This is a genomic window from Cellulosimicrobium sp. NPDC030954, assembly GCF_055571305.1.
The window spans coordinates 68,995-83,436 of sequence record NZ_JBVIFN010000007.1 but is presented as its reverse complement, the minus strand read 5'-3'; the positions used below and the strand labels follow the sequence as shown (position 1 = coordinate 83,436).

The window sequence follows — 14,442 nt, the reverse complement described above, 5'->3', positions numbered from 1 at the left end:
CCGGGCGTGACGAGCGTCAGGAACGCGGCTTCTCCCGCATCTCGAACGTCTCGATCGTGTCGCCGACCTGGAGGTCGTTGAACGAGCCCAGCCCGATACCGCACTCGAAGCCCTCGCGGACCTCGGTGGCGTCGTCCTTGAACCGCTTGAGCGACTCGACCGTGAGGTTGTCCCCCACGATCTTGCCGTCGCGCAGGACGCGCGCCTTGGCGTTGCGGCGGATCTCGCCCGAGCGGACGATCGAACCGGCGATGTTGCCGAACTTCGAGGAGCGGAAGATCTCGCGGATCTCCGCCGTGCCCAGCTGGGCCTCCTCGTACTCCGGCTTGAGCATGCCCTTGAGCGCGGCCTCCACGTCCTCGATCGCCTGGTAGATGATCGAGTAGAAGCGGACGTCGACGCCCTCGCGCTCGGCCAGGTCCTCGACGCGCTCGCCGTACTTCACGTTGAAGCCGATGATGATCGCGTTGTCGACCGTCGCGAGGTTGACGTCGTTCTGCGTGATCGCACCGACGCCGCGGTGGATGACGCGCAGCTCGACCTCGTCGCCCACGTCGATCTTGAGCAGCGCGTCCTCGAGGGCCTCGACGGCACCGGACACGTCGCCCTTGAGGACGAGGTTGAGGGTCTCGACCTTGCCCTGCTGGAGAGCCTGCGTGAAGTCCTCGAGGCTGATGCGCTTGCGGCGCTTGGCCAGGAGGGCGGCACGCTCGGCGGCCTCGCGCTTCTCGGCGATCTGGCGGGCCGTGCGCTCGTCGGGCGCCACGAGGAACGTGTCGCCCGCGCTCGGCACGGACGCGAGACCCAGCACGAGGACCGGACGGGCGGGGCCCGCCTCGGTCACGGCGTTGCCGTGCTCGTCGAACATCGCGCGGACGCGGCCGTGGGCCGTGCCGGCGACGATCGCGTCGCCGACGCGCAGCGTGCCGGACTGGACGAGGACGGTCGCGACGGCGCCGCGGCCCTTGTCCAGGTTCGCCTCGATGGCGACGCCGCGGGCGTCCTTGTCGGGGTTCGCACGCAGGTCGAGCGAGGCGTCGGCCGTGAGCAGGACGGCCTCGAGGAGGTCGTCGATGCCCATGTTCTGCTTGGCCGACACGTCGACGAACATGGTGTCGCCGCCGTACTCCTCGGCCACCAGGTTGTACTCGGTGAGCTGCTGGCGGATCTTGGCCGGGTTGGCCGACTCCTTGTCCACCTTGTTCACCGCGACGACGATCGGCACGTTCGCCGCCTGGGCGTGGTTCAGCGCCTCGATGGTCTGCGGCATCACGCCGTCGTCCGCGGCCACGACCAGGATCGCGATGTCCGTCACCTGGGCACCGCGGGCACGCATGGCGGTGAACGCCTCGTGACCCGGGGTGTCGATGAAGGTGATGGCGCGGTCGGTGCCCTCGTGCTCGTGGCGCACCTGGTAGGCACCGATGTGCTGGGTGATACCGCCGGCCTCGCCCGCGACGACGTCCGTCTGGCGGATCGCGTCGAGGAGCTTGGTCTTTCCGTGGTCGACGTGACCCATGACGGTGACGACCGGCGGACGAGCCATGAGCTCGTCGTCGCCCTCGGCCTCGAGCTCCGCGTCCAGGTCGATGTCGAAGGACCCGAGCAGCTCGCGGTCCTCCTCCTCGGCCGAGACCATCTCGATGACGTAGCCGAGCTCGGCCGCGAGCGTGCCGAACGTGTCCTCGTCGAGCGACTGGGTCGCGGTCGCCATCTCACCGAGGTGGAAGAGGACCGTGACGAGGCTCGCGGGGTTCGCGTCGATCTTGTCGGCGAAGTCGTTCAGGGACGAGCCGTGACGCAGGCGGACGACGGTCTTGCCGTTGCCGCGGGGAACCTGCACGCCGCCGAGCGACGGCGCCTGCATCTGCTCGAACTCCTGGCGCTTCGCCCGCTTCGACTTGCGCCCACGGACCGGACGGCCACCGGCGCGCCCGAAGGCGCCCTGCGTGGAGCCACGACCCGCGCCACCACGACCGCCGCCACCGGGGCGACCGGCGAAGCCGCCGCCACCACCGGGAGCACCGCCGCCACCGGGGCGACCGGCGAAGCCGCCACCGCCGCCACGACCGCCGCCGCCCCCGCCAGGACGACCGCCGGGAGCAGGACGCTCACCGGGGCGACCGATCGAGGTGCGACCGGGCATCATGCCCGGGTTCGGGCGCGGGCCGCCGGGACGCGGTGCGGGACGGGGACCACCCGGACGGGGGCCGCCCGGACGCTCGCCGGACGCCGCCGCCGCACCCTCGGTGCGCTCGGGACGCGAGCCGGGCCGGGGCATGCCCTGGCTCGACGCGAACGGGTTGTTGCCCGGGCGCGGGGCACCGGGACGGGGCCCGCCACCCTGCCGGGGCATGCCCTGGCTGGAGGCGAACGGGTTGTTGCCCGGGCGCGGGGCGCCAGGGCGCGCGCTCGTGCCGCCGGGACGGGGCGCGGGCGCGTTCGTGCCGCCGCCCGGCTTGGGCGTGGCGGTGGGCTTCTGGGCGGGCGCGGGGCGCTCGGCCGCGGGGGCCTGGGGCGCCGGGGCCTTCGGAGCCGGCGCGGCGGGTGCCGGAGCCGCCTTCGCGGGCTCGGCCTTCGCCGGGGCGGGTGCCGCCGGCTGGGGCGCGGGCGCCTCCGCCTTCGGCGCGACCGGCTCGGCCTTCACCTCGGGCTTCGGGGCCGGCTTGGGCGCGGCCGGGCGCGCGGGGGCGGGAGCCGCCGCGGGCTTGCTCGCGCCGCCGCCCCCGGCGGGGAAGGCGTCGCGCAGCTTGCGGACCACCGGTGGCTCGATGGTCGAGGATGCCGAGCGGACGAACTCACCGAGCTCCGTCAGCTTGGTCATGATGGTCTTGCTCTCCACCCCGAGCTCCTTCGCGAGCTCGTAGACGCGGACCTTTGCCACAACTCTCCTGTCTCGGTCCGCCCCGGACAGGGAGGACCGTCGTTAGTGCTGGGTGCTCATCGCTGGGTACTCATCGGGTGCCCATCGGCTTCTAACCCGCTTCCTTGTCGACGTGTCGTGCAGTGCGGCCCCGGGTGGGGCCGTGACGCAGTGGCTCAGCCGTGCTCTCCCGACCGGGCCTCGATCGCGGTGCGGACCGCGGCGAGGTCGAGGGGCCCGGCGACGTGCAGGGCCCGCGGGACGGCCCGCCGGCGTTCCGCCGTCTCGAGGCACCGGGTCGACGCGTGGAGCCACGCACCACGACCCGGCAGCGACCGTCCCGCGTCCACCACGAGCCGGGGCTCGTCGGTGCTCGCGCCGGACCGGTCGAGGACCAGACGGAGGAGAGCTGACCGCAGGTCGCGCTCCCGGCATCCGACGCACGTGCGGACAGGACCCTTGCCCGTGGGTACGGGGCGGGTCGGGGTGTCCTGGGGCATGGTCGAGGTGCGGGCGCGCGGCCCGGTCGAGGACAGTCTACCGCGCCGTCCCGTCATCCGTGACCGTCCCACTCCCGGCGACTACCGGTCTCCGGTGCGGGGACCTGCGGGAGCGTCGCGGTCGGAACCCTCCGACGGGGCGCCGCCCTCGTCCGAGCGGATGTCGATGCGCCACCCCGTGAGCTTCGCGGCCAGGCGGGCGTTCTGCCCCTCCTTGCCGATCGCGAGCGAGAGCTGGAAGTCCGGGACGACGACGCGCGCGGCCCGGGCCGCCTCGTCGACGACCGTGACGGACGACACACGAGCCGGCGACAGCGCGTTCGCGACGAACTGCGCCGGGTCGTCGCTGTGGTCGACGATGTCGATCTTCTCGCCGTGCAGCTCCGCCATGACGGCGCGCACGCGCGAGCCCATCGGCCCGATGCACGCGCCCTTGGCCCCGAGACCCGGGACCCTGGACCGCACCGCGACCTTGGTCCGGTGCCCGGCCTCGCGCGCGATGGCCGTGATCTCCACCGAGCCGTCGGCGACCTCCGGGACCTCGAGCTCGAACAGCTTGCGCACGAGGTTCGGGTGCGTCCGGCTCAACGTGATCTGCGCGCCCTTCATTCCCCGGGCGACCTCGAGCACGTAGGCGCGCAGGCGCTCGCCGTGCACGTACTCCTCCGTCGGCACCTGCTCGTGCGGCGGGAGGACGGCCTCCGTGCCGCCGACGTCCACGAGCACGACGCGCGGGTCGCGCCCCTGCTGGATGACGCCCGCGAGGACCTCGCCCTCCTTGCCGCGGAACGTGCCGAGGATCTGGTCGTCCTCCGCGTCGCGCAGGCGCTGGACGATGACCTGCCGCGCGGTCGACGTCGCGATCCGGCCGAAGTCGGCGGGCGTGTGGTCGAACTCGGGACCGTGCTCGACCGGGCCACGCGGGGCGTCCTCGTCATCGGTCTCCGGAGCCGGCAGCTCCTCGCGCGCCCACACCGTGACGTGCCCGGTCTTGCGGTCGAGCTCGACCCGGGCGCGCGTGTACGCGTCCGGGGTGCGGTGGTACGCCGAGAGCAGGGCCTGCTCGATCGCGGCGACCAGGACGTCGAGGCTGATGTCCCTCTCGCGCTCCAGCAGGCGCAGCGCGCTCATGTCCACGTCCATCGTCAGGCCTCCTCGTCGTGGGCGGTCGTCTCGTCGGTCGAGCCGTCGGTCTCGTCGAGCTCGGGCAGGTCGGCCTCGAGCGCGCGCTTGAGCTCCACCTGCACCTGCCCGCGGACCACGTCCGCCAGGGGCACGACGCGCTCCGTCACGACACCGCGCTTGCCCGGCACGTCCAGGAGCAGCCCGGGGCCGACCTCGGACCCGGACCGCAGGCGCCCCTCGACCGTGCCGCCGTCGGCGAGCACGAGGCGCACGAGGCGGCCGCGGGCGCGCCGGAAGTGGCGGGGCTCGGTGAGCGGACGGTCGGTGCCGGGCGTCGAGACCTCGAGCGTGTACGCGCCGTGGAGCGGGTCCACCGCGTCCAGCGCCGTCGAGATCGGGCGCGTCGCCTCCGCCACCGTGTCGAGGTCGAGGTTCCCCTCGACGTCGTCCGGGAGGTCGAGCACGACGCGCACCACGGACCGGGCTCCGGCACGCGACACCGTGACGTCCTCGAGGTGGAGCCCCGCGTCCTGGACCGCGGGCTCGATCGCCGCGCGCACGCTCTCGCGGAGCGCGTGCGTCGCCGCGTCGCCTCCGGGTGCCTTGCCGGGCTGACCGCCCGCCTGCCCTGCCATGACTCAGCTCCTGTCCGTGTCCCACGCCGGGTACGGAAGACGACCGGTGTGTTGTTGTCTCGGGAATCTCCCGACGGCCTGGCCGTCGGGACGTTCGACCGGGGACCAGCCTAACGACTCGCGAGCCCCGGACGTGACATCATCGCCCCCGATGAGTCCCCACGCGACCGCGGTGCCCGCCGCGACCCGTCCCCGCCCGCGCCGGACGTCCCGGCCCGGCGGCCGGCTGCTCGCGGCCGTGACGGTGCTGGCGACGGCCGTCCTGGCGGCCGGGTGCGGCGTGCGGCTGGAGACCCCGCCCCCCACCGAGCCCTCGCCCGACGCCGTCGAGGTGCTGCGCGCGGACGCGGTGGACGACGCCCTCGCGGTCGCCGGGCTCGTGGCGGACGTCACGCCGAGCGTGACCGACCCGGCCACGCTCGCCGCGCTCGCGGAGGTCGCGGCGTTCGCCGAGCAGCACGCGGACGCCCTCGGCGGCGTGTACGACTCGGGCCTGGGCGACCTCGACCTTCCCGGCGACGGCCCCACGTCGTCCACCGCGACGGACGACGCAGACGGCGCGGACGACGCACCGGCCGAGGACGCGCCGACCGCCACGGACCGCGGTACGACGGACGACCCCGCCACCGCCACGACCGACGACGTCGTCGTCGCCCTCGTCGAGGCCGCGCAGCGCACGGGCGCCGCGGCCGACGCGTCGACGGACGCCGGGCTCGCGCGGCTCCTCGCGTCCGTCGCCACCTCGGAGCACGTCTCGGCGCGGCGCCTCGCCGCGCTCACCGGGTCGGCCGCGGCCGACGGGCTCGTGTCGGCGGCGCCTCCGGTCGCGGAGGCCCCCGCCGGGATCGGCGCCGCGGACCTCGCGACGCTCGTCGAGTCCGAGGACGCCGCGGGGTACGCGTACGAGGTGCGCGCGGCGCAGTCCGACGGCGACGCCCGCACGGCGGCGGTCGCACGCGCCGCCGAGCACCGGGCGCGCGGCCAGGCGTGGGCGCTCGCCGCCGGGACGGACGGCACCGCGCAGGACCCCCGGCGCGTCGCCTACGTGCTGCCGGACGACGCGGACCTCGCCGCCCTGGCGCGCCAGGTCGAGTCCGGCCTCGCGCAGTCGTACGCGAGCCTCGTCGCCACGGCCGCGCCCACGTCCCGGGCCGAGGCGGTGGCCCTCCTCGTCGACTCGTGGACGGGCGCGGTCGCGTGGGGCGAGCCGCCCGTCGCCTTCCCCGGGCTCCCCGAGCAGTCCGCCGGCTGAGCCTGCCCGCGCCCCGCCGTCGGGCGGGCGCCGCCCGGCCCCGTCCGGGACCGGCACGCGACCCGTGCGGGACGCCGCTCCTCCCTGCTCCCCCGGGGACGACGAAGACGCCCCCGGTCCGTGAACCGGACCGGGGGCGCCCCCGACGCTGCGACGGGTCAGCCCAGGAGCTCGGCCACCTGCGCCGCGACGTGCTCGACGGCGTCCGCGACGGGGACCTGCACGGCCTCGCCCGCGCGGGGACGGACCTCGACGACGCCGTCGGCCAGACCGCGGCCCACGACGAGCAGCAGCGGCACGCCGAGGAGCTCGGCGTCCTTGAACTTCACGCCCGGCGAGACCTTGGGACGGTCGTCGTAGACCACCTCCACGCCCCGGGCGGCGAGCTCGGTCGCGAGGCGCTCGGCCTCGTCGAACACGCTCGCGTCCTTGCCCGTCGCGACGACGTGCACGTGCGCGGGGGCGACGTGCGCGGGCCACGCGAGACCGGCGTCGTCGTGGTTGGCCTCCGCGAGCGCGGCGAGCACGCGCGTCACGCCGATGCCGTACGACCCCATGGTCACGACGACCTGCTTGCCGTTCTCGTCGAGCACGGTGAGCCCGAGCGCCTGGGCGTACTTGCGGCCGAGCGCGAAGATGTGACCGATCTCGATGCCGCGGGCCAGCTCGAGCGGGCCGGAGCCGTCGGGCGCGAGGTCGCCCGCGCGGACCTCGGCGGCCTCGACCGTGCCGTCGGCGGCGAAGTCCCGCTCGGCGACGAGGTCGAACACGTGCCGCCCCGGCTCGTTCGCGCCGGTGATCCAGCGCGTGCCCGCGACGACCCGCGGGTCGAGCAGGTAGCGCACGGAGTGCCGCTCGGGCACCTCGCCCTCGGCGACGTCCGCGGGGGCGTCCCGGCGGACGTTCGGGCCGAGCGCCTGCGGGCCGATGTAGCCCTTGACGAGCTCGGGGTGCGCGGCGAAGTCCGCGTCCGTCGCCGGCTCGACCTCGGCCGGCTCGAACGCCGCGCCGACGCGCTTGAGGTCGACCTCGCGGTCGCCGGGCAGCCCGACGACGACGACCTCGCGGCGGCCGTCGGGATGCGTGAGGGCGAGCACGACGTTCTTCAGCGTGTCCGCGGCCGTCCATGCGCGGTCGGAGCGCGGGAAGCGGTCGTTGGAGAGGGCGACGAGCGAGTCGATCGTCGGGGTGTCGGGGGTGTCCTCGACGTGCGCGGCGGGCGCGTCGGCGTAGTCCACGGCCTCCGGGACGGGCGTCACGACCGCCTCGACGTTGGCCGCGTACCCGCCGGGCGAGCGCACGAACGTGTCCTCGCCGATCGGCGTCGGCGTGAGGAACTCCTCGGAGCGCGAGCCACCCATGGCGCCCGACGTCGCGGCCACGATCACGTACTCGAGCCCGAGCCGGTCGAAGATGCGCCGGTACGCCGCGCGCTGCGCCTCGTAGGAGCGCTCGAGGCCCTCGTCCGTCGTGTCGAACGAGTAGGCGTCCTTCATGACGAACTCGCGGCCGCGGATGAGGCCCGCGCGGGGACGCGCCTCGTCGCGGTACTTGGTCTGGATCTGGTAGATCGTGAGCGGCAGGTCCTTGTACGACGAGTACAGGTCCTTGACGAGGAGCGTGAACATCTCCTCGTGCGTCGGCGCGAGGAGGTAGTCGCCCTCCTTGCGGTCCTTGAGCCGGAAGATGTTGGGCCCGTACTCCGTCCAGCGGCCCGTCGCCTCGTACGGCTCCTTGGGCAGCAGCGCCGGGAAGTGCACCTCCTGCGCGCCCGCCGCGGCCATCTCCTCGCGGACCACGTCCTCGACCTTGCGCAGCACGCGCAGGCCGAGCGGGAGCCAGGTGTAGATGCCGGGGGCGGCACGGCGGATGTAGCCCGCTCGCACGAGGAGCTTGTGGCTCGCGACCTCGGCGTCGGCCGGGTCCTCGCGCAGCGTCCGGACGAACAGGGTGGACAGGCGCAGGAGGTCGGCGCCCCGGACGCGGGTGGAGGCCGCGGCGGACGCGCCGGACGTGACGGAAGACATGCGCCCCACCCTACCGGCGGGGAGGATGTCCCCATGCCCGAGCTGCCCGAGGTCGAGGCCCTGGTCAGGTTCCTCGACGACCGCGCGACCAGCCGCACCGTCGTCGCCGCCGACGTCGCGCAGATCGCCGCGCTCAAGACGTTCGACCCGCCCGTCGGCGCGCTCGTCGGGCGCGTCGTGACCGGCGCCCGACGCCACGGCAAGTGGCTCGACCTCGTCCTCGCGCCGGCCGGGGGCGGCCCGCCCGCCCCGGGGCCCGACGACGAGGTCCACCTCGTCTTCCACCTCGCCCGCGCGGGGTGGCTGCGGTGGTCGGAGAAGGCGCCGACGACGCCCGTGCGGCCCCGGCTCGGCGGCAGCGGCGGCGGGAAGGCCGCGGTGCTCGCGCTGCGCGTGCGGTTCGACGACGGCTCGGGGTTCGACCTCACGGAGGCCGGGACGCGCAAGCGGCTCGCGGTGCACGTCGTGCGGCACCCCGAAGAGATACGGGCGATCGAGACGCTCGGGATCGAGCCGCTCGACCCGGGCTTCACGCCCGAGGCGCTCGGAGTGCTCATGGCCGCGCGCAACCAGCAGGTCAAGGGGCTGCTGCGCGACCAGTCGTCGATCGCGGGGATCGGCAACGCCTACTCCGACGACATCCTGCACGCCGCCCGCACGAGCCCGTTCAAGCTCACGCGCTCGTTCACGCCGGACGAGGTCGCCCGGGTGCACGCCGCCGTCGGGGAGGTGCTCACCGAGGCCGTCGCGGCGTCGTCGGGCAAGCCGGCAGCCGAGCTCAAGGACGCCAAGCGCGCCGGGATGCGTGTGCACGGGCGCACCGGGTTGCCGTGCCCCGTGTGCGGGGACACGGTGCGGGAGGTGAGCTTCGCCGACCGCAGCCTGCAGTACTGCGCCACGTGCCAGACGGGCGGCCAGGTGCTCGCCGACCGCCGGATGTCGCGCCTGCTCAAGTAGCACCGCCCGGGCGGTCGCCGACGGGCGTCAGGAGCGCCGCGAGGTCAGAAGAGCACGGTGGCGTAGGTGCCGACCTGCTCGAACCCGACGCGGCGGTACGTCGCGAGGGCGCGCGTGTTGTAGTCGTTGACGTACAGCGACACGACGGGCGGCGCGACGCGGCGGGCGGCCTCGGCCGGGGTGCCCTGGCGTGCCAGGCGCACGACGGCGGCCATCCCCGGCGCCGCGAGGCCCCGCCCGCGGTACCGCGGGTCGACCCACACGCCCTGCACCTGCGCCACGAGCGGCGTGACCGCGCCGAGCTCGGCCTTGAAGACGACGTGCGGCGCGCCGTCGCTCGCCGCGAGCCGGACGAACGACCGGCCCGCGAGCACGAGCGACCGCACCCGCTCCTCGTACGCGCGGCCGCCGCCCTCGACGGGCGAGTAGCCCACCTCCTCGGTGAACATGCGCACGCACGCGGGCAGGACGACGGGCACCTCCGCCGGGACGGACCGGCGCACGCCCGGGTCCGGCTCGACGTCGGGCTCGCGGTCGATCGCGAGCGACGGCTGGTTCGCCCGGATCTCGCGCGGCGACGGCCAGTGCGGCGCGAGCAGCTCCCACAGCGCGAGGACGGCGTCGCGCTCGCCCACGACCGACGACGATCGCCGACCCGCGTGCCGCGCGAGCACCGCGAACGCCGCGACCGCCGCGCGGGCCCGGTCGGGCTCGAGCGACGCCGGGACGACCGGCACGAGGTTGGCACCGGCCCAGCAGACCGCCTCGAGCGGCCCGACGGCCGGGAACCCCCACGCCTGACCGCCCGCTGCGTGCAGGCCCGCGTGCTGCGCGACCGCGAGCCGCGCCGCCGCGAGCGTCGACGCGACCGGGTCGCCCGCGCAGACCGCCAGCGCCTCCGGGACGTCCGCGTCGACGAGGACGCGCGCCCGGGCGCGCTCGCCGTCACCGGCCTCGCCGCGCGACCGCGGCCTCAGGGCCGGGACGGACGGACGCCAGCGGGCCACCGGACCGTCAGCCGACCGTGACGACCGGCGGGCCGGCCTGCGCGTCGTTCTCCGGCGTCATGGTCTCCGCGATGCGCAGCGCCTCCTCGATGAGCGTCTCGACGATGAGCGACTCCGGCACCGTCTTGACGACCTCGCCCTTGACGAAGATCTGGCCCTTGCCGTTGCCCGACGCGACCCCGAGGTCCGCCTCGCGCGCCTCGCCCGGACCGTTGACGACGCAGCCCATCACCGCGACGCGCAGCGGCACCTCCATGCCCTCGAGCCCGGCCGTGACCTTCTCCGCGAGCGTGTACACGTCCACCTGGGCGCGACCGCACGACGGGCACGAGACGATCTCGAGCTTGCGCGGCCGCAGGTTCAGCGCCTGGAGGATCTGGTTGCCGACCTTGACCTCCTCGACCGGGGGCGCGGACAGCGAGACGCGGATCGTGTCGCCGATGCCCTTGCTCAGCAGCGCGCCGAACGCCGTGGCCGACTTGATCGTGCCCTGGAACGCCGGTCCGGCCTCGGTCACGCCGAGGTGCAGCGGCCAGTCCCCCGCCTCCGCGAGCAGCTCGTACGCCCGCACCATGACGACGGGGTCGTTGTGCTTCACCGAGATCTTGAAGTCGTGGAACCCGTGCTCCTCGAACAGCGACGCCTCCCACACGGCCGACTCGACCAGCGCCTCGGGCGTCGCCTTGCCGTACTTCGCCAGCAGGCGCGGGTCGAGGGAACCGGCGTTCACGCCGATGCGCAGGGACACGCCCGCGTCGGAGGCCGCCTTCGCGATCTCCTTGACCTGGTCGTCGAACTTGCGGATGTTGCCCGGGTTCACGCGGACGGCGGCGCAGCCCGCGTCGATCGCGGCGAACACGTACTTGGGCTGGAAGTGGATGTCCGCGATGACGGGGATCTGCGACTTCTTCGCGATCGCCGGCAGCGCGAGCGCGTCGTCCGCGCTCGGCACCGCCACGCGCACGATGTCGCAGCCCGACGCCGTGAGCTCCGCGATCTGCTGGAGCGTCGCGTTGATGTCCGTCGTCGGCGTCGTCGTCATCGACTGGACGCTGATCGGCGCGTCGCCGCCGACGTCCACCTTGCCGACCTTGATCTTGCGGCTCTTGCGTCGCGGCGCGAGGACAGGCGGCGGGGCGGCAGGCATTCCGAGACTGATGGGTACGCTCACGCCCCTAGTATCCCCCGCCCGCCGTCCGACGCCGCACGTCGGACCTGTCCGGGACGTCACCTTCCCGCTCGGTCCCGCACATCTTCGCGGCCCCTCCACGCCGCCGGGGTCGGGTCCGCGCTCTCGCGTCCGTGGTCACGAGATGCGGGAAGTGGTCCCTGGCACGCCGCCCGCAGGGGCCACTTCTCGCGCCTCAGCACCGCGCGCCGACCTCAGGACGACGCGCGGGTGCCCACGCGCGACGCCGCGGGCAGCGAACCCGACGACTCCGACGGGGACGGCGTCACGTGAGGCGGACCGGGTCGATGATGTCGGCGAGGATGAGGAGGGCGCCGACGCCGACGAGGACGACGAACATGACGTACGCGACGGGCATCATGCGGGCGAGGTCAGCAGGGCCGGGGCGCGGGAGGCCGCGGACGCGCGCGACCGTGCGCTTGGCCCCCTCGTAGAGGGCGTTGACGACGTGCCCGCCGTCGAGCGGCAGCAGCGGGATGAGGTTGAAGACGAACAGGGCCACGTTGAGCGCGGCGAGCAGCATGAGCATCGTCACGACGCGGTCGAGGACGGGGCTCTCGGCACCTGCCACGTCCACGGCGACACGGCCGACGCCGACGACGCTCATCACCGAGTCCTGGCCGCGCGGCGCGTCGGTGAACGCAGCCTGGGCAGCCTCGTAGACCTTCACGGGCAGGGTGACGATGATCCCCGCCGTGCCGCTCACCTGCTGCCACGTGGCCTCGGCCGCGACGCCGATCCCCGTGGGCTGCCGCTCCACCGTCGGGGTGAAGCCGACGAAGCCGGCGGGCTCGGTCACCGGGTCGCCGGACTCGTCCACGACGGGCGTCCCGTCCTCGGCGACGACCTGGCGCTCCACGTCGACCGGCGTGATGGTGAGGTCGACCTGCTCGCCGTCGCGCTCGACGACGACGGGCGTCGCCTGGCCGGCGGAGCCGCGGATCATCCCGGAGAGCTGGTCCCAGGAGGTGACCTCCGCGCCGTCGAACGACACCACGGTGTCGCCCGGCTCCAGTCCGGCGACGGCCGCCGGCGACGGGTCGGCCGTGGCCGCGCACTCCTCCTGCTCGGTCGCGACGACCGACGGGACGCACGCGGACACGGACCCGACCGTCGTCGTGACGGCGGGCAGGCCGATGCCGACGCACACGATCGCCATGAGCACGAACGCGATGAGGAGGTTCATGAAGGGGCCGCCGAGCATGACGACGACCTTCTTGGGCGCGGAGAGGTTGTAGAAGGCCCGGTGCTCCTCGCCGGGCCGGATCTCCTCGGTGCTCGCGTCGCGGGCGTCGGCGACGACCTGCGAGAAGAAGCCGTTCCCGCGCGGCCGCGCACCGGCGGGCGCGGGCGGGTACATGCCGACGAGGCGGACGTAGCCGCCGAGCGGGATCGCCTTGAACCCGTACTCGGTCTCGCCCTTGGTACGCGACCACAGGGTCGGGCCGAACCCGACCATGTACTGGCTCACGCGGACGCCGAACCTCTTCGCGGGCACCATGTGCCCGACCTCGTGCAGCGCGATCGAGACGACGATCCCGACCACGATCACGAGGATGCCGATCAGCGTCGCCATCTGTCTCTCTGCTCCTTCTCGGCCCGGGCGCTCGACGCGACCGGACGGTTGCTCGTCACCGGCGGTCCAGGATCTCGCGCGCGCGGGCGCGCGCCCAGGTCTCGGCCTCCGCCACGTCGTCCAACGTCACGGCGTCCGCGGAGGTTCCGTCGTGCGCCGCGAGCACACGCTCGACCGTCGTCACGATGTCACCGAAACCTGCGCGTCCGCTGAGGAACGCGGCGACGGCCTCCTCGTTGGCGGCGTTGTAGACCGCCGGGTGGGTCGCGCTCGCCGCGACGGCGGCGCGCGCGAGGCTCACCGCGGGGAACGCGGCGTCGTCGAGCGGCTCGAACGTCCACGACGTCGCGGCCGTCCAGTCGCACGGCGGGGTCACCGGGTCGAGCCGGTCGGGCCACGACAGCCCGAGCGCGATGGGCAGGCGCATGTCCGGGGGCGACGCCTGCGCGATCGTCGAGCCGTCGACGAACTCGACCATCGAGTGCACCACGGACTGCGGGTGCACGACGACGGTGATGTCGTCGGCCGGGACGTCGAACAGCAGGTGCGCCTCGATGAGCTCGAGGCCCTTGTTCATGAGGCTCGCGGAGTTCACCGTGACGACCGGGCCCATGGCCCAGGTGGGGTGCGCGAGCGCCTGCTCGACCGTCGCCGCCTTGACCGCGTCCGCGTCCCACCCGCGGAAGGGCCCGCCCGAGGCGGTGAGGATCAGGCGGCGCACCTCGGCCCGCGTCCCGGAGCGGAGGCACTGCGCGATGGCCGAGTGCTCGGAGTCGACGGGGACGATCTGGTCGGGGTGCTGCTGCGCCGCGCGCACCAGGGCGCCTCCGGCGACGAGCGACTCCTTGTTCGCGAGCGCGAGCGTGGACCCGGCGCGCAGTGCGGCGAGCGTCGGGCCGAGACCCACGGAGCCCGTGACGCCGTTGAGGACGACGTCGCTCCCCCGGCCTGCCAGCGCGTCCGCGGCGTCGGGTCCGGCGAGCACCTCGGGGACGTCGCCCCGGCCGGCGAAGGCCCGCGCCAGCGCCTCGCCCAGGGCCGTCGCGCGCGACGCGTCGGCGACGCCGACCGCGCGCACGCCCAGCGCCGCGGCCTGGCGCGCGAGCAGCTCCACGTCCCCGCCGCCCGCCGAGAGCGCGTCGACGCGGAACCGGTCGGGGTGAGCCTGGACGACGTCGATCGCCTGGGTGCCGATCGACCCGGTCGAGCCGAGGATCGTCACGGTGCGGAGGGCGGGGGCGGGTCCGTCGGGCATGGTTCCCATCCTCCCAGGCCGCGGGCGGTGCGTGCGCACGGCGTGTCCCGGACGCG

Annotated in this window: 11 protein-coding genes; 2 read left to right on the top strand and 9 right to left on the bottom strand. The window is 74.5% G+C overall.

Features of this window, described 5'->3' with window-relative positions; all coding sequences use genetic code 11:
- Positions 1-16: 16 nt before the first annotated feature.
- From infB to rimP, 4 genes are all read right to left on the bottom strand, one after another.
- Positions 17-2,884, bottom strand: a complete 2,868-nt coding sequence (infB, locus tag ACZ402_RS14620; RefSeq protein WP_375824391.1) for a translation initiation factor IF-2 — start codon at positions 2,882-2,884, stop codon at positions 17-19.
- 155 nt (positions 2,885-3,039) lie between these two features.
- On the bottom strand, positions 3,040-3,363 hold the full coding sequence (locus ACZ402_RS14615) for a YlxR family protein (protein ID WP_375824390.1): 324 nt from the start codon (positions 3,361-3,363) through the stop codon (positions 3,040-3,042).
- 81 nt (positions 3,364-3,444) lie between these two features.
- Positions 3,445-4,506 (bottom strand): transcription termination factor NusA, encoded by a 1,062-nt coding sequence (gene nusA / locus ACZ402_RS14610; RefSeq protein ID WP_375824389.1) that lies wholly within the window; start codon positions 4,504-4,506, stop codon positions 3,445-3,447.
- 2 nt (positions 4,507-4,508) lie between these two features.
- Positions 4,509-5,123 (bottom strand): ribosome maturation factor RimP, encoded by a 615-nt coding sequence (gene rimP, locus ACZ402_RS14605; protein WP_375824388.1) that lies wholly within the window; start codon positions 5,121-5,123, stop codon positions 4,509-4,511.
- A gap of 151 nt (positions 5,124-5,274) precedes the next feature.
- Here rimP and ACZ402_RS14600 point away from each other — a divergent pair, with 151 nt between their 5' ends.
- Positions 5,275-6,375, top strand: a complete 1,101-nt coding sequence (locus tag ACZ402_RS14600; protein WP_375824387.1) for a DUF4439 domain-containing protein — start codon at positions 5,275-5,277, stop codon at positions 6,373-6,375.
- Between the two features lie 158 nt (positions 6,376-6,533).
- On the opposite strand, the gene ACZ402_RS14595 is transcribed toward ACZ402_RS14600, so the two are convergent.
- Positions 6,534-8,402 (bottom strand): proline--tRNA ligase, encoded by a 1,869-nt coding sequence (locus ACZ402_RS14595; RefSeq protein WP_375824386.1) that lies wholly within the window; start codon positions 8,400-8,402, stop codon positions 6,534-6,536.
- Positions 8,403-8,435: 33 nt separating this feature from the next.
- Here ACZ402_RS14595 and ACZ402_RS14590 point away from each other — a divergent pair, with 33 nt between their 5' ends.
- Positions 8,436-9,359, top strand: coding sequence for an Fpg/Nei family DNA glycosylase (locus ACZ402_RS14590; protein ID WP_375824385.1), 924 nt, complete (start codon positions 8,436-8,438; stop codon positions 9,357-9,359).
- Between the two features lie 44 nt (positions 9,360-9,403).
- On the opposite strand, the gene ACZ402_RS14585 is transcribed toward ACZ402_RS14590, so the two are convergent.
- From ACZ402_RS14585 to dxr, 4 genes are all read right to left on the bottom strand, one after another.
- Positions 9,404-10,366, bottom strand: coding sequence for a GNAT family N-acetyltransferase (locus ACZ402_RS14585; RefSeq protein ID WP_375824384.1), 963 nt, complete (start codon positions 10,364-10,366; stop codon positions 9,404-9,406).
- A 7-nt stretch (positions 10,367-10,373) separates the two neighbouring features.
- Positions 10,374-11,513 carry a flavodoxin-dependent (E)-4-hydroxy-3-methylbut-2-enyl-diphosphate synthase gene (gene ispG / locus ACZ402_RS14580; protein ID WP_021482273.1) on the bottom strand — a complete coding sequence of 380 codons (1,140 nt, stop codon included), beginning with the start codon at positions 11,511-11,513 and terminating at the stop codon, positions 10,374-10,376.
- 307 nt (positions 11,514-11,820) lie between these two features.
- Positions 11,821-13,131 (bottom strand): M50 family metallopeptidase, encoded by a 1,311-nt coding sequence (locus ACZ402_RS14575; RefSeq protein WP_375824383.1) that lies wholly within the window; start codon positions 13,129-13,131, stop codon positions 11,821-11,823.
- A 55-nt stretch (positions 13,132-13,186) separates the two neighbouring features.
- Complete coding sequence (gene dxr / locus ACZ402_RS14570; protein ID WP_375824382.1) at positions 13,187-14,386, bottom strand: 1-deoxy-D-xylulose-5-phosphate reductoisomerase; 1,200 nt, start codon at positions 14,384-14,386, stop codon at positions 13,187-13,189.
- Positions 14,387-14,442 lie beyond the last annotated feature (56 nt).